The following is a 19,134-nucleotide window of genomic DNA, read 5'->3' on the forward strand; positions in this document are numbered from 1 at the left end:
GCCGCCATCTGGCTCTGGCGTCATCGAGAAGCCTAACCACCTGCGAACACATTGCTTATGCCCTCACTTTGTGTTCCCGGGAGGCATCTGAAGGGAAGGGAGAACACATGCCGAAACACCTGAAAGCCGGATCAGAACGGCGAGATGCTCCCCAGGAGAGGCCTTCTGCGCAGGGCGTGGATCCGGTGATCACCCTCGCTAAATCGATTTCCTACGCCACGTCGAACCACGAAGGCCACACCAAGGCAGCTTCCGGTCACAGCCAGTGAGGGCTATACTGGGGAATCATGCCAGTCCAACCTCGACCTGCGGGAATCGTTGCGTCGGCCCGTCTTCGCCCCTGCTTGGCCTGTGCCCTCCCATGGGCCCTGGCCATCCTGGGCGGATGCACCGGAATCAAGACCATCGTGGATCCGCTCAATGTCCTCGGCGGAGCCAAGCCCCCGATCCGCGTCGGCGTAACCACGCTCGACTTGGCCCCCCCGCTACTCATGCTGCCGAAACGCGAGCTGTTCAACCTGGCCATGGCCGACTACCTCAAGGAGCAGGTCCATTTCGAACTGCTGACACCACGGCAGATCCGAGTGCATCTAGGCACAGGACGCATGGCGTTCGCCATGCTCCGGCCGGTCGACTACGCCCGGATGACGCCGACCGACACCTGCGAGGTTCTGGCCATGCCGCTGAACCTCGATGGGCGACCTTACCGACAGGGTTTGATCATTACCGCACCCAAGTCGGCGATCACCAAGCTGGGCGACGCCCGATCGGCCCGCGTGCACTTCATGCCCGACGGCAACCCGCTCAACACTGCACTGATCGGAGCCATGGTCGAAGCAGGCATTCCCAAGGAACGGATCGACAAGGGAATTCTCGGCCTCGGGCTGGACACGCACCACATCAGCTCGCTGGAGGTGGCCAAGAGCGTTGTGCTTGAGGAGAAGGCCGTTGGGGTGATCGACCAGGCCGACTACGACAAGTGGCCTAAGACCGGCGGCTCATTCGTACTTCTGGCTCCGTCACAAGACCAGGTGAGGGTGATCGGCAAAACGCCTCGGACACCCGAGGGCTATTTCGTCGTCTCGACGAAAGCTCCCTCGGAACTGAGAAACCAGCTCGAAGAGTTCCTATTCACCGTGGCGCCCAAGCACCACAAGCTCGCTTTGGCTTCCATGGACATCACCGGCTATTCGCGGCTGTCGGATCAACAGTCGTATGAGGATTACCACCGGCTGATCCGCGGAATATACGGCTCGGACACGCCACCCCCGTCCAGCGGCGAGACACCGTCCACTCAACCCGCCAAGGCCGGCTCATGATGCGGGCAATCTCGTCGCAGAGGCAAACAAAGCCCCAATCAGGCCCGGGCTGCCGGCCGGCACAGTGTGCGGCGGCTGTCGATCAGCGCAGCACCCGACCCCGCACCAGCCGAGACTGATGACCACCACTGGAACGGAAGGAGGACTCAGGACACGATGTCGCTGACCGTTACCCGGATGTAATCCTGGCGATGTCCGGTCTTGCGACGATACCGCTTGCGGCGACGGAACTTGACCACGTCAATCTTGGGACCTCGAAGCTCGCCCTGGATCCTGGCCACGACTTTCGCGCCTTGCACGAATGGCTGCCCGATGCGGGCATCAGCGCCCTCACCGAGCGCCAGGACGCGGTCGAACTCGATGGTGCTCTGCCCCTCGGCCAGATCGCGCAAGTCCACATACATCTTGTCGCCTGGGGCTACCTTGAACTGCCGGCCACCGTCCTCGATGATCGCGTACACGAGTCACACTCCATTCGTCAAGCCAGGTCGGTCTCGCACGTCGCGGTTACCTGGTACCATGTCTCTTGAGCCCCGTATTATGTGGCAAAGGCGACCAAGGGTCAAGGTTCTCCCCACCCGCGGCCGGGGCGTGCTCTCGCGGTCCGGCACAAGTCGGCCTAAACCGCACGCGTCTTGCACTGCCCGGCAAGTCAACGCCGACCTAACTAGTGCATCGCCAGACAGTTGGGTATGCCCCCAAGCCACCCTCGAACTAGGCAGAAGGCCCACCGGGCAGCGCCCGACAACGCGGCCACCCCCGCCCCCCTTCACGCCGGCGACCGGCATCTCCGCCCGCAACCGACGGCCACCCAATCCCTCACGCCACCACACAGCCACCGCTGGCTGTCAACAACGGATCCCACCGTCGTGATCCGCCCCGGCATCCCCGGAGTCCCGAACGCGTGACACCGCTCAGAAAACCCATGACGCCCAAGCCCAACGGGCGGTTCCCATTCGGCGAGTACCTTCCCGCGAAACCCCGGCCTCGTGAATCACCGGAAAGCGTCGTGATGAGCCGAAAACGCCAACCGTTCCGTCAAGACATCCACCCGACCACCTCATGCCGCAACTGCCGGCTAAACAAGAGGTGACACGCAAAACGCCAAGGCCGCCCGCGATCTTTTCACAGGACCAGTCCCGAAAGAACACTCAGACGCACGCCGATCCATGTTCTGCCTCGCGGGGCCCGGGGTGCTCGAAAGCGCCTGAAGCTGCATTCTCGGTATCAAAGACCCAGTGGTCGGAAGTTTCCCTACGCACCTTCAGCCGTACCGCGAACTACCGGGGAGTTGACGGCCAATCCCGGAATCGAGCCACGGTCACCCGCGCCTCGAGCCCCTGCATGCTCCATTGCCTATTGACCAGAGCCTCTTGACACACCCAACCCGCATGCATGGGCGAGTAAACACCCCGGCACACAACAGGGCACGAGTCCGACTGAATGTCCCACGCTGAGACTGGATAGTCCCGTAAAAAACCGGAATTTCCTCAAAATTGGGGTCGACTTGACTCGTGTTTTCTGTTACCTTTGCCTTCGGTACGCCGATAGACGGACTTGGGCGAAAGAAGCGCTTGCGAGTCCCCATCCAACTCGGCGCAATGGACCACCTCCTTCGCCGCTCGTGTCTTCCGCTCAACTCGCGGAATGACTGGTTGGATGCGGACATGCAGGGAACGAGACGTAGATCATTGGTCATCACCGCCCGTGTTCCTTGTCGCGTAATCACAAGTCGGAAGCCGCGGCCGAACCGAACCAGAGGTTGCGACCTGCAGGCGCGTGATCTGCCTGGGCAGTACCTGTTTGCCGAGGCGGTCGTGAGACAACTGGGTTGAAGTCACCGGGATGCAGTGAAAGAGGATCTGAGGTTGTCCATCTCGCTGAAGATGGAGCGAATAAAGGTCTTTTCGAGGGCGTATTCAGATGCAGCGATCCAAGGGATTGGACATGTTAATTGTCTCTCTGTTGCTGGTGGCCGCGACCGGACGCGTCGCGCAAGCCAACGTGTTTGCCTCGGGTTTGGCGGCGCCGTTGTCATGGGACTTCCAGCAACAGGGTCCGCTCACGATCCATTACCGGCTGAACGAACCCGCCACGGAAGTGCGGATCGAGGTCTTCCGGACCTCTCAACCGACGACCGTGATCGCCACGCTGGTCGGCACCACATCCTACGGGATGAACTCGGCGATCTGGGATGGACGAAGGGACACAGGAGGCCCGGCGGCCTCGGCGGACGATTACCAGTTCCGGATCATCGCAAGCCATGCCAGGGGCCACGCTCAGTGGGAAGATATCACTCCCGAGGTTAACGGAGAGACAATCAGTTCCACCGAGTTCGTGGCACCCCAGGGCGTTGCCGCCCAAGCCAATCAGGCTAGCCCCGATTTCGGATGCGTGTTTGTCAACAACAGTCAACCAGAACCCTCATCGGACTCCGTTCTGCAGGCCAGCAAACAAGGGGTTTACGTACTCACCGCCGATCTCGCCTGGTACGGGGGGACCGCAGCATCAGCCTACGCCGCCGGCAAGAACGATCCGGCCAACCATTGGGACTCCCAGGACGACTGGAGCCCTAACAAGATCAAGATCGGGCTCCACGACAGCCACACCTACATCGGCGACTCGGGAGCGTACCAGCGAAGCGACGACCTTTACGTCTCTTCAGGCACGCAGGGCCCTACCGCGACACCCGTTCTCGTGGTTCGTGGCCCCAACCATGGACGCGTCCCGGCAGCCATCTCGATGGGCGCCGGCAGCGAGAAGGTCCTGTATGGAATCGACCGGGATCAAGGTGGCGACGCCTACCCGGACTTCTACCGCTGGGACATCGGTGAGACCGCAGTCAACTTCACCGGACAACCCGTGAAGATCTTCGACGCCAAGGCGGACGCCAATCCGACGGGAATGCTCCTGTGGTCGCTGCGCGACTTCGATCTCGGCACGACCGGCGACCATGACGCCTACTTCGCCAACCGCACCTATCCTCCGGCAGAGGTGCGCGTGTTCAGGCTTTCCCTGGAAGGATCGAAAATGATCTGGAGCAAGACCGGCCTTGAGCTCCAGGCCATGTTCCCGGCGCTCGGCACGCATCCCTATTGCTGCGCCATCGCCGTCGACGAGAACCAGAATCGACTTGCGGTGATGATGGACGGCAGCGCGACGACGGATTCCGGAAAGGTCATGATCCTCCGGACATCGGATGGTGAGTTCCTCGCAGGATGGCAGGCCAGCCCGGCGGGAGATGCGGCCACGAAACAAGGCAAGTGCCTGGACTTCGACGCAGCCGGCAACCTGCTCGTGGGGAGCCTGACCGACCAGCGCCTCCGGCTCTGGTCTCCACCGGACGGGCCCAACAGCTACACGACAACCTTCGTCGGCACCATCGAGATCCATAACGGCATCGTGCTTGAACCACCGGCCATCGTCTCCGCCGTCTCGCGCAAGTCACATGGCAGCGCCGGAGACTTCGACATCCCGGTCGGCCTCGACACCTCAGGGTCTGAATGCCGCGAGGGAGGCGTAAGCCATCTCCTCGTCTCATTCGACAAGGACATACAGATCACCGGGAATCCACTCCTCGGCAGCGTCGTGGTCACCACCGAACAAGGAACAGCCATCGTTCCAACAGGCCTCTCAGCCCAGCAGAGCACCCTGGACATCGAACTGCCGGAGACGCCAAGCGCGTGCGAACTAACGGTCCAGTTCCCGGGCATCTCCAGCTCGGAGGGCGTCACCTGCATCGCAGCCCTGCTCATTCCGGTGCTGACCGGCGATGTCAACCAGGATACCAGGGTGAACGTGCTCGACCTGGCCGCTATTCGCATCGACCTGGGACAGCCTGTGACCGCCGCGACGTTTCGGGCGGATCTCAAGGTCGACGGACGGGTCAACGTCCAGGATCTGACTATAGCCCGGTCGATGATCGGCGCTGAGAAATGACCGGGGCCACGACTTCCGGTGCTCGCGGCGGGCTGAGCGCCCATGGTGCGCCCCGTGGCCACAAGCCTGGAGAGCCGGCAACCGTCGCCTGAAGCGTCACCCTCAGATCCGCGGGCCTATTCTTGCGCTCTCCACCCGTAGGTCACGTACCGGCATGAGCATGTTCCGTCGGCATACAGATCGACAAGGGCATAACCCGGTTCGCATTCCTGGTAGCCGCCCTTCCACCATCCACCGCCGACCGCCCCGTTGCAGAAGTATGAAACTCCAAGATAGTCTACCCGGTCGACCAGGTGCAGATGACCACTCAGGCAGACCTTCACGTTCGGGTGCTTGACAAACAGGTCCTTGATCTTGCGGGCATCAATGTGCATCCACGCCCCCGGCACCTGCCAGTCGCCGGTCTTCTCGTTCTCCCCGTCCATGAACGCGGCCACAGACAGAATCGGGATGTGCGAAAGCACCAGAACCGGAACGTCGGGCTGCACCTTCGCCAAGTCGCCCTTCAACCAGGCAAACTGCTCATCGTCCAGCTTGGCGGTGTATCCCTGGTCAACCGGAAACGTGCTGTCGAGCACAATGAAATGCCACCCTGCGCGATCGAAACTCCGATACGGGCGACTCAGCCCTAAAACCTCAATCGCCCATTTCTTGCCGTACCTCGCCTCGAAACCCGAAGTGCGGCTGTCCTTCCGGTTCAAACCCCACACGTCGTGGTTCCCAATACAGTGCTCGGTCGGCAACGAGTTCTCGGCCTTCATCACCTTGGCAAACAGCTCCCACTGTACCCGTACCCGAGCTTCATCCGCGCCCAACGAGTCCATGATCACGTCGCCGCCGGTCAGCACCAATTCCGGACGATCATCCTGGCTCTGGACGTGCCGAAGGCAGGCGGCCAACCCCTCCCCAGCACGGCGCTCGGGCTGCACGTGAATGTCGGTCAAATGGGCAAGGCGGACAACTCGCTTGCGATTGGCCCCCGCCGGGGAACCCTCTGAACCGACCACCGAGAGCGCCCCGAGGCCCAGGGCAGCGGTCACGGAGCTCGCCTTCACCACCTCACGCCTGGTCAACGAACAGCCACCGGCGTTTTCCGTCATCGTCCACACTCCTTCATTCCCTTCAGACCACCCCGCTCGGCATCGGCAGGCCTGCCTACACTATAGGACCTCTTCGGCCGGGACAAGGGTCAATTGGTTGCCCCAGGGCGGTTTCCGCCTTGTCAATTGACTCTGCGAGTCGTTGAGCAATACAATGATTGTGGCTTGAGGTAAGTGTGGGAATCGCCGTCTGACTTGCAGGATGGGACTGCTATGAAACTTGCGTACGATTATCGGCATGGTTTGGTGCTGGCGAGTATCGCCTTGGCCGCCCTGGGATTCGGCTGTGCCCCAGGATCCCCCCTCGACCCCGGCGGGAATCCGGATACCGGGCACGGTACACCCATCGCCTCGGTCATTCCGGTAGGCTCATACAGCGGGGGCGGCCAGCTCAACAGCACATTGCTCAGCGGCGCGGAGAGCGAGACCCTGCGCACCTTCTCTCGCGCTTCGGACTCCATCTCCATGCTTGCGGCCTTCGGAGCGTCCGGTGAGATCCTGACCCCGACGGGCGAGGCGATGGCCGTCGGCTATCAGAAGAGCCTGACCTTCCTCCTCCAGGATCCAGAGGACGGGACCAAGCTGATCGGTGAACCAGTCACCCTGACCGTGACTTCGATCACCCCGACCACCACCGGTCTGATCATCAACTACAGCGCCACAATGAACACCCTTCCGCCTCAGGGCGGTGGCCAGGTCACCATCTCCGGTACGCAGGCAAGCGAGACCTATATTCTGCAGCAATCAGGCGAGATCATGGTCCTGATCCAGATCCTGATGGGCGCGCCTGCGGATCAGCCGCGGTTGACCGCCATCCTGTCCGGCCAGGTCATCTTGGCCAAGTGACGGGACCGGCGGCGGAATTCCTCCTTCGAGTAGACACCCGATGAGCAGGCGTTGTGGAGGGTCACAACGCCTGCTCCGTTTTGTCGGTAGAAGCCAGGCTCGATTCATAACCCCGGCTTGCCCGCAAAATGATCGATCGAGCCGCGGACCAATCGACGGAACTGCTCGGCGTCACACTGCTCGATGCGCTGCAGCCAGAACTGAACCTGGTCCTCCTCCGGCCGAAGGTGGCGAATCACCACGTCCAGGCCAAGCCGGTCCACCATCGCAGGCGTAAACTGGCCCCGGCCTGCACGGACTTCGACCCTCAAAGCCTGGGCATGATTGGTCACCACACGCCCCCAGACCCCTTTGACCCGCGGATGCTCCATCACCACCATCACCTTCCGACCCCAGTCTTCGACAATCGCCGGCTCCACCTTCTTGAACCGCCCAAGCAGCTCCACAATCAACGTCCCGCGCCACAGGCGAGCCTGGCTCCTGGGAATGACATCCTGTGAAAGGTGCCATTGCCGGCCGTTGACCTTCCACGGCTGCCTGGAGGCGACGTCGGCGGCCAGCTTGCGAACCAGCCGCTCGTAAGCCTTCACCACCAGCTTGATGAACTGCTTACCGCCGACCGTGGCGATCTCCCTGCGGCTGTGGATCAGCACGCGGATATCGTCCGTGTGGGCACCAGAATGACGAACCGTCACCCGAGGCTCCCGGCCGTAGATCGGCAGTTCCTCACATTCGTCTAACGTCCTGAGTGGTACGAGCTTGCGTACCTCCGCGGCACTGAACGCCCGAGTGGGCACGCGGAAGTTCAGATCCAGCAACCACGGGTGAGCCGTCCGGGCATGGAAGAACCACGGCGTGCCGCTGCCGGGCATCTTGATCTCCACCCGGCTGCGGTGATTCCAGTCGGTCGCCGAGAAACGCTTTGAGCCGGCGGATTCGATCTCATCCACCACCCAATCCAGAGCCTCCCCCTCCCATCGCACCTTTTCGCCCCGATGCCCCACACGATCGCGGGTGTGCCACCGCCGGCCGTCCACCTCCCACGGCAGATCGGCCTCCCCCACCTCCGCCAGCTCCAGGGCCGCCTCGTCGGTCACCTCGACCCGGTCCGGGTCAAACACCGCGCGCTCCTCCCGAGGCACGGCCGCGAGCACGCCCCTCAGCACCGCGCCGGTGTGCGAGCCTTTCACCGAGGCGATCCGTTCGGGCGGCCCCTCGGCCACGATCTCCCCGCCACCGACTCCCCCTTCCGGCCCGAGATCTACGACCCAATCGGCGGTCTTGATGACATCCAGGTTGTGCTCGATGCAGATCACCGTGTTGCCCAAATCGCACAACCGGTGAAGCACGTCGAGCAACCTCCGCAAATCGTCAAAATGCAGACCGGTAGTTGGCTCGTCTAGCATGTAGAGGGTCTTGCCGGTACTGGGGCGACCCAGCTCCGCAGCCAGCTTCACACGCTGGGCCTCGCCGCCGGACAACGTCGGGGCAGGCTGACCGAGCTCCAGATACTCCAACCCGACATCGGCCAGCGTCTGCAGCATGCGCCTGACCTTGGGGATGTTGGCGAACAACTCCAGGGCAGCGCCAATCCGCATCGACAACACGTCGGCGATGCTCTTGCCTTTGAAACGCACGCTCAGCGTCTCGGCCTTGTAGCGGGTCCCGCCGCAGGTCTCACAGGTGATCCAGACGTCGGGCAAGAAGTGCATCTCAATCTTGCACTGACCATTGCCCTCGCACGCTTCACATCGCCCGCCCGGCCGGTTGAAGCTGAACCGGTTGACGTTGTAGCCGCGGACCTTCGCCTCCGGCAGACGGGCAAACAACTCGCGGATCAGATCAAAGACACCCGTGTACGTGGCCGGGTTGCTGCTCGGCGAGTTGCCGATCGGCGACTGATCGACGTTGATGACCTTGTCGATGTGCTCCACGCCGATGAGTTCGTCGTGGTCGCCCGGCTCGACGTTGGCCCGGTGAATGCGCCGGGCCAGAGCGCTGTAAAGCACGTCGTTCACCAGCGAGCTCTTCCCGCTGCCGGACACACCCGTCACGGCAATGAAGCAGCCGAGCGGCAAGGCCACATCGACGTTGCGCAGGTTGTTGGCCCGGGCCCCGAGAACCTGGAGAGTCAGACCGCTGCCCTGACGCCGCCGGGCGGGGATCGGAATGACATCCTTGTCCGCCAGGTACCGCCCGGTCAGCGACTCGCTCGCCCGCTTGATCTGCAGCGGCGTCCCGGCGGCCACGATCCGCCCACCGTCCGTCCCGGCACCGGGACCGAAATCGAGCACATGATCGGCCGTCGAGATCACCTCCCGATCGTGCTCGACCATGAGCAGCGTGTTCCCCAGATCGCGCAGCCGCTTCAGAGCGGCGATCAACCGCCGGGTATCCCGGGGGTGCAGACCGATGGTCGGCTCGTCCAGGACATACAGCACGCCGGTCAGACCGCTCCCGATCTGCGAGGCCAGTCGAATGCGCTGCGACTCGCCGCCGGAAAGAGTCGGCGCTGAGCGGTTCAAGGTGACGTAGTCAAGCCCGACATCAACCAGGAAGCGAAGCCGATTGCGAATCTCCGTCAGCACTTCGCCGGCGATCTTGCGCTGGCGCCCGTCAAGCTGAAGGGTCTCAACGAATCGCAGGGCCTCACCGAGCGGCATGCGGCAGATCTCAACGATCGTCCTGCCGCCCACGCGGGCTGCTGCAGCCTCGGGCTTCAGCCGGCCTCCGCTGCACTTCTGACACGGGACCTCGGTCGTCAACCCGCTCAGCCTCTGCCGATACTGCCAGCTCGAACGCGTGGCTTCGTCAATCGCCGGATAGAAACCCTTCCACTGGAAGCGAAGACCGTCACCCCGATCCAGCCAATGCCCCGCCGTTCCGTACAGCAGGCCGTGCCGGGCCGGCTCCGGAAGCTCCGACCAGGCCGTGTCCAGGCCAATGCCCAGATGGTCCGCCACCATGCCTACCAGCCGGCTCAGCTCCGGGTTGTCGCCAAGCCTCTCCCAGCCCGTGATCGCGCCGCCCCGGATCGACTCGCGCGGATGAGCCACGATCATGCTTACCGAGGCCCCCTGCTGCGTGCCCAGCCCTTCGCAGGTTTCGCACCAGCCGATCCGCGTGTTGAACGAGAAGTGATGGGGGGTCAGCTCCTCGTAGGCCGTTCCGCACTCCGTGCAGGACCGCCTCTGGGAGAATCGCAATTCCTCCCCGTTCTCGTCGGTGGCCAGCAGGCACCAGCCGTTCCCCAGCGACAGAGCCATCTCGATGCTCTCGGCGATCCGCCCCCGCTGGTTCGCACGGATGACCACGCGATCCACAACCAATTCGACGACATGCCGCATCCGTCGGTCGATCGCCGGGGGCTTGTCGAGTTCGTATACCTGCCCATCGACCCGGACACGGGCGAAGCCGTTGGCCCGCTCTCGAGCGAAAAGGGCCCGGTAGTCCTCGTTGCCGCTTCGCTCGATCGGAGCGAGCAGAAGCACTCGCGTGCCCTCCGGCAAGACCATGACCCGGTCTACGATTTCATCACGGGTCTGGGTGCCGACGGGCACGTCGCACCTGGGACAGTACGGCGTGCCGATCCGCGACCACAGGACGCGAAGATAGTCATACACTTCGGTCACCGTGCCGACCGTCGAGCGCGGCGAACGGCTGGTGGACTTCTGCTCGATGCTGATCGCCGGGGACAGACCCTGCACGTGCTCAACCTTGGGCTTGGCCACCTGGCCGAGAAACTGCCGTGCGTACGCGCTCAGCGACTCGACGTACCGGCGCTGCCCCTCGGCGAACACCGTGTCCATCGCGAAGCTGCTCTTGCCGCTGCCGGAAACCCCGCTGCAGACGGTCATGCGATCCCGCGGGAATCGAACCGTCAGGTCCTTGAGGTTGTGCTGACGAGCGCCGACAACCAGGACTTCCGTGAGTTCACCCGCTCCTCCCCCCCCCTTGCCGGAGCCCACCGCAGAGTCACCCCTGAGCGCTCCTTCGATCCGGACCGACGACCGCCCTCCGGGCACGCGATCCCCAAGCACCCCCCGCAGGGCTACGCCGGTGTGGGAAGACTCGTAGGTCGCCACCTGCTCGGGCGTGCCCGCAGCCACGATATAACCGCCCGCCCCGCCACCTTCCGGCCCCAGATCGATGATCCAGTCGGCGGTCTTCAGGACGTCCAGGTTGTGCTCGATCACGACCACCGTGTTGCCCGCATCCACGAACCCGTGAAGCACTTCCAGCAGTTTGCGGATGTCCTCGAAATGCAGGCCAGTCGTCGGCTCATCGAGAAGGTACAGCGTGCGGCCGGTACTGCGCTTGACCAACTCGCGGGCCAGCTTGACCCGCTGGGCCTCGCCGCCCGACAGGGTCGTCGCCGACTGGCCAAGCTTGATGTAGTCCATGCCGACCTCATGCAGCGTTCTCAGCATGGCCTCGATCCGCGGGATGTTCGCGAAATGCTCCAGGGCCTGCTGCACGTCCATCTCCAGCACGTCCGAGATGCTCTTGCCGCGGTACAGGATCTGGAGCGTCTCGCGGCTGAATCGATGGCCATTGCACACCGGGCAGGTCACCCAGATGTCCGCAAGGAACTCCATGTCCAGCCGGTTCGAGCCGTTGCCCTCGCAGGCTTCGCATCGTCCGCCACCCGTCCTGCCCGCGGGCACGTTGAAGCTGAACCGGCCAGGCTTGTAGCCGCGAACCTTCGCGTCCGGCAGGCGGGCATACAGCTCGCGAATCAGATCGAATACCTTGATGTACGTGGCCGGATTGCTGCGCGGCGTACGCCCGATGGGCTTCTGGTCGATATCGATGACCTTGTCAAGGTAATCCAGACCTTCGATCGAATCGTACGCCCCCGGCGAGACGTTCTCGGCGCCGTTCAGATCCCGGGCCAGTGCTTCCCGCAGGATGTCCACGACGAGCGAGCTCTTTCCGCTCCCGGAAACGCCGGTGATGCAGATGAACCGGCCCAGCGGAAAGTGAACGTCGATGTTCTTCAGGTTGTTGTGCCGGGCGCCGCGCAGGGTCAGCCATCGCTGCCGGCCGGCGGCAGCCCTCGCGCTCCGCCCTGAAGTCTTGATCTTCGCGGTCCTCACGCCCAAGCCTCGCGCGTCACCCCGCCGATCAGGCCATCTGCCCCGCTCATGACTTCGCCTTCCCCGATTTCGCCGGAAGGGTGCTGACGTCGACCGGCCGTCGGCACTGCGGAACCTCAATCCGCCTTCTGCCCGCCAGGTAGGCCCCGGTCACCGAGTCGCCGGTCGCCGCGATCTCATCGATCGTGCCGACAGCCACCACATGTCCGCCGCAGATCCCCGGCCCCGGGCCGAAATCGACGATCAGATCCGCCGCCCGCATCGTCTCCTCGTCGTGCTCCACCACCACCACCGTGTTGCCCATGTCCCGAAGCCGCATCAGGCTCGCCAGGAGCTGCTTGTTGTCCCGCGGATGAAGACCAATCGAAGGCTCGTCCAGCACATACAAGACCCCGACCAAACCGCAGCCGATCTGGCCGGCCAGCCGGATTCGCTGCGACTCGCCGCCCGACAGGCTCGGGGCCGCCCGGTCCAGCGTGAGATAGTCCAGCCCGACATTCGACAGGAACTCCAGACGGGCGCGAACCTCCTTGAGGACCTCCGCGGCGATGAACGCCTGGGTCGCGTTCAGTTGCAGGCCATCCAGAAACTGCCGCGCATCCTTGATCGACAGAGCACAGAACCCGGGCAGGCTGAGCTCGCCAACCCGCACCGCCCGAGCCTGCTCGTTGAGCCGCCCGCCGTCGCATGCCTCACACTCGCGAAGCCGCATGAACTGTTCGTAGTAGGTCCGGACGAAATCGGCTTTGCTCTGACGGTACTTGGCGTTCAATTCGGCGATCACGCCCTCGTAAGTCCCCCCGTGCTTCCACCGCCGGCTGCCATGACCCCACTCGAAGGTGATATGCTCGTCCCCGGTACCGTACAGCAGCGCATCGCGGGCCCTCTGCGGGAGCTTGTTCCATGGCAGACGGATGTCGAAGCCGACGTGGCGAGCCACGCCCGCGTAAATGTGCCGCCGCCATCGACCCGGCGCGGTCCGCATGGGGGCAACGCACGGCGCGAAGAACGGCAGACTCGAGTCCGGCACCAGCAACTCCGGGTCAAAATCGTAACTCGTCCCCATCCCATCGCATGCCAGGCACATCCCGGTCGGCGAGTTGAAGCTGAACAACTGCGGCGACGGCGGGTCGAACCCGATCCCGCACTCGGCACAGGCATACTGCGACGAGAGCAGCAGGTCATCCGTCGCGCCACCTCGGCGCGAAACGGCCCCGACGCCGCCCGGTTTCGAAGCCGGTTCTCCGCCCGGGGCCACAATGACAGTACCTCCCCCTACCTGTAAAGCGCTCTCAACCGCTTCGGCCACCCGGGCACGGGCCCCTTCACGCAGCACCAACCGGTCAACCACGACTTCGATGTCGTGCCGGTTGTAGCGGACAAGCTTCGGCGCCTGGTCCAGATGCACAACCACCCCGTCAATCCGAGCCCGGGCGTACCCGCGTCGACGCAGATCCTCGATCAATTCGACATGCTCCCCCTTCTGACCGCGAATCACCGGAGCCAGAACAAGCACCTGGGCATCGGCCGGCAGAAGCAGAATGCGGGCGACAATGGACTCGGCGGTCTGGGCCGTAATCGGGCGGTCACACTTCGGACAGTGCTGAAGGCCCACTCGGGCATACAGCACGCGAAGAAAATCATAGATCCCGGTCACCGTGCCCACGGTGCTGCGCGGATTCCAGCCCGTGGCTTTCTGCTGGATGGCCACCGCAGGACTCAGCCCGGTGATCTGGTCCACGTCCGGCTTGGCCAGCGTCCCCAGGAACTGGCGCGCGTAGGCACTGAGCGACTCGATGTAACGCCGTTGACCCTCGGCGTAGAGCGTGTCGAACGCCAGGCTGCTCTTGCCGCTGCCGGACACGCCGGTGAAGCAGATCAGGCAGTTGCGCGGCAGTTCCAGCCCCACGCTTCGCAGGTTGTGCTCGCGAGCTCCACGGATCGTAATCACCGTCGGGTCCATAGACGTTCCAGGTCGGCTCTCCGGCAGCCGGAGGCGGCCGCGGTGAGCAGCCCCGTATTGTACCTGCTCGTAACCCCTTGACAAATCGAGAACTTGCGCCACGCAGCCCTTCGACACGCCGACCGCTAACTTTCCTCGGAGATCCAATGTCTGATAGGATGAACCGACGGCGCGGTTCACCGAATACCAGGGAGTGTCCTCTGAACCGTAAGTCACGCCGCGAGGGAAGCTAAGACATGCACCGGCTACTCACCCGCCTATTCAGAGCCATGATGGTCCTCTCCATGGCCGCGCTGCCTGCGTACACCATTGACTGCGATCACGAGGACGGCGAACTGGAAATCGACATCGACCATCACGGCTGCCACGACTACTGCGACGACGACAGCTGGTACTGGTGGACCGACGTCTACGGCTGGTAGGCCAGGCCTCCAACCCCTCAGAACCGCCTTTGACGGTCGACCAGGAACTGGATCAGGGCCCGATCGAACGACATGGACGTATCCACCTGAACGAGGTCCGAGCGCATGGCGGCCAGCTCCCGCCGGTACCGGTCGGACAGCTCGCGAAGGGCCTCCAAGTACGCCGTCCGAACGGCCTCCGGCTGAACCGTCAGCTTCTGACCGGTCTCCGGGTCCTCAAGCGTACGCATGCCGGTGAACGGAAAGTGCGTTTCGGTCCAGTCGAGCACGTGGAACACGATGATGTCGTGCCCGCGGAAGCGCAAGTGATGCAGGGCGTCAAGGGTCTCATCTGCATCGGCCAGAAGATCGCTCAGCAGGATCATGAGCCCCTTGCGCCGAACGCGGCGGGCAATGTCGTGCAGGGCGGTCGCCAGCCCTTTATCGGTCCGATCGGCCACCGGCTTCACCCCCGCCAATTCGCTGATGATCCGCAGCAGGTGAGAGCGTTTGCTGCGTGCCGGCAGGAATGAGCGCACCCGATTGTCGAACCGGGCGAAACCGACCGCGTCCTGCTGGTTGACCATCATGTAGCCCAGCGCCGCCGCCAGGCAGATGGAGTAGTCGAGCTTGCTCAGCCGCCCTTCGCGAGCCGCTTCTTTTGCCCCTGGGTAGGCCATGCTCGCCGAGGTATCCACCAGCAGATAGCCCTCCAGATTGGTTTCGGCGTCGTACTTCTTGATGAAGAACCGGTCGGTCTTGGCGAAAACCGCCCAGTCGATCAGCCGGAGATCGTCGCCCTGCTCGTACTTGCGATGCTCGGAAAACTCGACCGAGAAGCCCTGGAACGGTGAACCGTGCAGGCCGGTCAGAAACCCCTCGACAATGAACCGGGCCCGCAGGTCCAGCCGGGACACCTGGGCAATCACTTCCGGACGCAAGTACCGTGTGGCGTTCATCCGCGAACTTTCAGCAGTCGGCGGCCGGCGATCCGCATGCGACACCGGGCAGCAAGCGACACCGGGCGCTCGGCAAGCTCAGTCCAGTCATGCCTCATCGTTCATTATCCTCCGTTGGACCGCCCATATCCACTCCCGTACAATGCCGGCATGAGGATTCTCCTGAGTAATGACGACGGCATCCTGGCCCCGGGTCTGGCCGCCTTGTGGAACGAGCTGCGGTCGTTGGGCGAAGTCGCGGTGGTGGCACCATCCTCGCCGCAATCTGCGGCTGCCCACGGCATCACCGTCCACGGACCGATCGTGGTTCAGCGAGTCCACGTCCAGGACGCGTTCGTGGGCTACAGCGTATCCGGCCGGCCGGCGGATTGCGTCAAACTGGCCGTCACCGAGCTCCTCGACCGCAAGCCGGATCTGGTCGTCAGCGGCATCAACGACGGGGCCAATGTCAGCATCAACATCCTCTACTCCGGCACCGTGGCCGCCGCAGCCGAGGGAGCGCTGCTGGGTTGTCCGGCCATCGCGGTCTCCATGCGCCAGGGCCAGGAACGCGATTTCTCGCGAGCGGCCCGGCTCGCCCTGCCCATCATTCGCCGTCTCCTCGACAACGGGCTGGCAGCGGGACAGTTGATCAACGTCAACCTGCCCGACCTGACGCCCGGTGACCCGAAGGGCATTCGCGTCGTCCCGCAGGCAACACGCACCTTTCGCGACCGCTTCACCCGCCACACCGGCCCCGACCAGCTGGATTACTACTGGCTCAGCGGCGGGGACTTCGACTTCACCGAGAAACACGAGGCGGAAGGCGACCTCGATGCGGTCGACAACGGATACATCGCCATCACCCCTCTCCAGTTTGATCTGACCGAGTACGACCTGATGCGGCATCTCGCGACGCTGAAGTGGGAGCAGGACGTGGCCGAGCCATGCCTCCCCGACGGCCCGTGGCAGACGGCGGGCCAAACGCCGAACGCCAATCGCTGACCAATGGGAGTTGACTGTCCCATCCCGGGCGTTGAGAGGAGAGCCGACACCCCGCCCCGGTTGCCGCAGCCCGCTGGTCGGCGGTTGGAGCCGGTTGCCCCGCGGGGCGAATGCGGCTATGGTACGCGCGATGGGTTCGCTCAATACCATCATCGAGTTCGAAGGGCCGGTCGTCGATGTTCGCCGCCGCTGGTGGGCGGCCCACAAGACGGCCGCAGCGGCTATCGGCCTGGATGGCCCGCCGGAAGAGGAGTTCTGGCGCCTGGTGCGCAAGGGCTCGCCCGATGGCATGATCATGCGGCATGCACGGCCGCAGCAACTGCTCGAATACACCCGCATCCGGACCGAGCAGCAGGACAGTACTGCCCTGATGGCCCTCGATGAGCCCCAGCCCGTTCTGAAGGAGAACCTCCGGGTCCTCAAACAGTTGGGAACCTGCCGCCTGATCACCACCTGCCGCAACCAGGAGGGCATCAACGCGACGCTGGACCGCCTCGATGTCTGGATGTGTTTCGAGCGCCGCATCATTCTGCCCGAAGACCGCAACCGACGACTGTCCCTACTCAGGGAACTGGCCGCCGGATACTCTTCGACCCTGGCGATTGTCGGCTCCGTACCGGTCGCTTTGGCCGCCGCCAACGCTGGCTGCCGATGCGTGGGCCTCAAGGATGGCCTGGCCTACCCGAGCAACCTCCGCCAGGTCGGTGTTGACGCGTTCTTCGACACGCTCGACGCGCTCACCGACGCGGTCATCTCGCGGCACGCTGATCTCCAACGCATCGGGTTGCACTTCTGATTCACCCGCTCCCGGCAACCGGTCGGGCCGCTTGTTGCCCAGCTTAACATCGACCGTCGGCGTACATTCCGGCGACTGAACACTGGTTATCCAACCGGGCGTTCTCGGCTCCAGGTCGGTGTCGGCACCCTCCATCTGTTGACTCCCACCGCTCGATCCTGCTCTTCGTCAACCGCTTGATTCTGGGCAGTCCGGTCGGTATACCCATGTTCGAACCGGGTCCGCGCCGACCCGAAGCGGACATGATGTCACAAGATCCTACCCATCGGTTTGCGAAAGGAGATGGAGACAATGGCCAAGGCCTGCAACGTCGCCCTGATCGGTCAGGGATTCATGGGACGGACACACAGCAACGCATATCTGAAGGTCAGCAAGTTCTTCAACGATCTGCCGCTCAACCCGGTCATGCACACGGTGTTCGGCATGCCGGAGGAGAAGCCGGAGGCTTTCGCTCTGCGATGGGGCTGGAAGAACTTCAAGACCAACTGGAAGGAAGCGATTGCCGATCCGGAGGTGAACTACGTTGACGTCGTGACCCCGAACTACATGCATAAAGAGCCGGCGATGGCCGCCCTCGCCGCCAAGAAGCCGGTGGCCTCGGAGAAGCCGATTGCCGGCACGCTGGCCGACGCTCGGGAGATGGTTGAGGCCGCCAAGAAGGCCAAGGTGAAGACCTTCGTCTGGTACAATTACCGCCGCTGCCCGGCGGTGGCGTTGGCTCATCAACTGGTCCAGGAAGGCCGGCTCGGGCAGATCTACCACGTTCGCGCGATCTACCTGCAGGACTGGGGGGGCCCGGAGACCCCGTTGCTCTGGCGGTTCAAGAAGGAGCTGGCCGGCAGCGGCGCCCACGGCGACCTGAACGCTCACATCGTGGACATGTCCCGCTTCATCACCGGCGACGAGATCGTCGAGGTCAGCGGTGCGATCGCCGAGACGTTCATCAAGGAGCGGGTGATTCCGTCGCAGGGTTCGGCCGGCGGTATTGCCGCGGGAGCGAAGGGAGGCTTGAAGAAGGGCAAGTCCACCGTTGACGACGCGGTTCTGTTCCTGGCCCGGTTCAAGAAGGGCGCGGTTGCCAGCTTCGAGGCCACCCGCCTGGCCACCGGCTGCAAGAACCAGAACGGGATCGAGGTTCACGGCGACAAGGGCGCCATCCGGTTCCGCTTCGAGGACATGAACTACCTGGAGTTCTATGACAACACGCTGGAGAAGAAGCTCCAGGGCTGGAACAAGATCATGTGTACCTCTGGCGGGAACCATCCATACGTTGGGAACTGGTGGCCGGACGCCCACATCATCGGCTACGAGCACGGCTTCGTGAACCAGGCCAGCGACATCATGCGGGTGCTTGGCGGCCAGAAACCGGTCGTGCCGATCCCCGACTTCGCCGACGCCTACGAGACCCAACGTGTCCTCGAGGCCGCTCTGCTCTCGGCCGAGAACCGCTGCGCGGTCAAGATGAGCGAGGTGAAGTAGAGGCCGGTGCTGGTGCGGGGCCGGCGAGTGCGCTCAGTTTGGGTTTGCCCCCCGGTCGTTGCTGGCTGTCCCGCTGGTGAGGTCGCAAGCGGGACGGCTTCTGCGTCCGATTGGGTACGGCTCGGGCGAGGGCCCTGGGCTGGTGCTGCCGCCCTTCCCTGAATCCCAACTCAAGGCTTGGCAGGCATTTGCGGCGTTCTCGCCTGGTTTGCTGGCCATGCCTTCTGCAGAAACAACGTTTGCGCCAAA

At 63.6% G+C, this 19,134-nt stretch carries 12 protein-coding genes; 7 read left to right on the plus strand and 5 right to left on the minus strand.

The window, feature by feature from the left end; all coding sequences use genetic code 11:
• Positions 1-287: 287 nt before the first annotated feature.
• Positions 288-1,319, plus strand: a complete 1,032-nt coding sequence (locus KA354_04985; protein MBP7933986.1) for a PhnD/SsuA/transferrin family substrate-binding protein — start codon at positions 288-290, stop codon at positions 1,317-1,319.
• A 146-nt stretch (positions 1,320-1,465) separates the two neighbouring features.
• Here the strand turns inward: KA354_04985 and rplU are convergent, their stop codons facing one another.
• On the minus strand, positions 1,466-1,780 hold the full coding sequence (gene rplU / locus KA354_04990) for a 50S ribosomal protein L21 (protein MBP7933987.1): 315 nt from the start codon (positions 1,778-1,780) through the stop codon (positions 1,466-1,468).
• A 1,486-nt stretch (positions 1,781-3,266) separates the two neighbouring features.
• Here rplU and KA354_04995 point away from each other — a divergent pair.
• Positions 3,267-5,258, plus strand: coding sequence for a dockerin type I repeat-containing protein (locus KA354_04995; protein MBP7933988.1), 1,992 nt, complete (start codon positions 3,267-3,269; stop codon positions 5,256-5,258).
• Positions 5,259-5,374: 116 nt separating this feature from the next.
• Here the strand turns inward: KA354_04995 and KA354_05000 are convergent, their stop codons facing one another.
• Entirely contained in the window at positions 5,375-6,358 is a 984-nt protein-coding gene (locus KA354_05000; protein MBP7933989.1) for a metallophosphoesterase, read from the minus strand.
• Positions 6,359-6,571: 213 nt separating this feature from the next.
• On the opposite strand from KA354_05000, the gene KA354_05005 reads away from it, so the two are divergent.
• Complete coding sequence (locus KA354_05005) at positions 6,572-7,204, plus strand: hypothetical protein (protein MBP7933990.1); 633 nt, start codon at positions 6,572-6,574, stop codon at positions 7,202-7,204.
• Between the two features lie 104 nt (positions 7,205-7,308).
• Here KA354_05005 and uvrA (KA354_05010) read toward each other — a convergent pair whose 3' ends face one another.
• Entirely contained in the window at positions 7,309-12,423 is a 5,115-nt protein-coding gene (uvrA, locus tag KA354_05010) for an excinuclease ABC subunit UvrA (protein ID MBP7933991.1), read from the minus strand.
• Complete coding sequence (gene uvrA / locus KA354_05015) at positions 12,350-14,266, minus strand: excinuclease ABC subunit UvrA (protein MBP7933992.1); 1,917 nt, start codon at positions 14,264-14,266, stop codon at positions 12,350-12,352. The genes uvrA (KA354_05010) and uvrA (KA354_05015) overlap by 74 nt, the downstream gene beginning before the upstream one ends.
• A 236-nt stretch (positions 14,267-14,502) precedes the next feature.
• Between uvrA (KA354_05015) and KA354_05020 the strand changes: the two genes are divergently transcribed.
• Positions 14,503-14,688: a hypothetical protein gene (locus KA354_05020; protein ID MBP7933993.1), complete on the plus strand. Its 186-nt coding sequence runs from the start codon at positions 14,503-14,505 to the stop codon at positions 14,686-14,688.
• A gap of 17 nt (positions 14,689-14,705) precedes the next feature.
• Here the strand turns inward: KA354_05020 and KA354_05025 are convergent, their stop codons facing one another.
• Positions 14,706-15,626, minus strand: coding sequence for a DUF58 domain-containing protein (locus tag KA354_05025; GenBank protein MBP7933994.1), 921 nt, complete (start codon positions 15,624-15,626; stop codon positions 14,706-14,708).
• Positions 15,627-15,776: 150 nt separating this feature from the next.
• Between KA354_05025 and surE the strand changes: the two genes are divergently transcribed.
• From surE to KA354_05040, 3 genes are all read left to right on the plus strand, one after another.
• Positions 15,777-16,610 (plus strand): 5'/3'-nucleotidase SurE, encoded by an 834-nt coding sequence (gene surE, locus KA354_05030; protein ID MBP7933995.1) that lies wholly within the window; start codon positions 15,777-15,779, stop codon positions 16,608-16,610.
• A 130-nt stretch (positions 16,611-16,740) separates the two neighbouring features.
• Entirely contained in the window at positions 16,741-17,406 is a 666-nt protein-coding gene (locus KA354_05035) for an HAD family hydrolase (protein MBP7933996.1), read from the plus strand.
• A gap of 291 nt (positions 17,407-17,697) precedes the next feature.
• Entirely contained in the window at positions 17,698-18,885 is a 1,188-nt protein-coding gene (locus tag KA354_05040) for a Gfo/Idh/MocA family oxidoreductase (protein MBP7933997.1), read from the plus strand.
• Positions 18,886-19,134 lie beyond the last annotated feature (249 nt).

It is taken from the genome of Phycisphaerae bacterium (assembly GCA_018003015.1).
GTDB lineage: Bacteria > Planctomycetota > Phycisphaerae > UBA1845 > PWPN01 > JAGNEZ01.

Coding starts and splice junctions, on each gene's coding strand:
- KA354_05000 (MBP7933989.1), bottom strand. CDS start 6,358: ATGACGGAAAACGCCGGTGGCTGTTCGTTGACCAGGCGTGAGGTGGTG.
- KA354_05035 (MBP7933996.1), top strand. CDS start 16,741: ATGGGTTCGCTCAATACCATCATCGAGTTCGAAGGGCCGGTCGTCGAT.
- uvrA (MBP7933992.1), bottom strand. CDS start 14,266: ATGGACCCGACGGTGATTACGATCCGTGGAGCTCGCGAGCACAACCTG.
- surE (MBP7933995.1), top strand. CDS start 15,777: ATGAGGATTCTCCTGAGTAATGACGACGGCATCCTGGCCCCGGGTCTG.
- KA354_05005 (MBP7933990.1), top strand. CDS start 6,572: ATGAAACTTGCGTACGATTATCGGCATGGTTTGGTGCTGGCGAGTATC.
- KA354_04985 (MBP7933986.1), top strand. CDS start 288: ATGCCAGTCCAACCTCGACCTGCGGGAATCGTTGCGTCGGCCCGTCTT.
- KA354_05040 (MBP7933997.1), top strand. CDS start 17,698: ATGGCCAAGGCCTGCAACGTCGCCCTGATCGGTCAGGGATTCATGGGA.
- KA354_04995 (MBP7933988.1), top strand. CDS start 3,267: ATGTTAATTGTCTCTCTGTTGCTGGTGGCCGCGACCGGACGCGTCGCG.
- KA354_05025 (MBP7933994.1), bottom strand. CDS start 15,626: ATGAACGCCACACGGTACTTGCGTCCGGAAGTGATTGCCCAGGTGTCC.
- KA354_05020 (MBP7933993.1), top strand. CDS start 14,503: ATGCACCGGCTACTCACCCGCCTATTCAGAGCCATGATGGTCCTCTCC.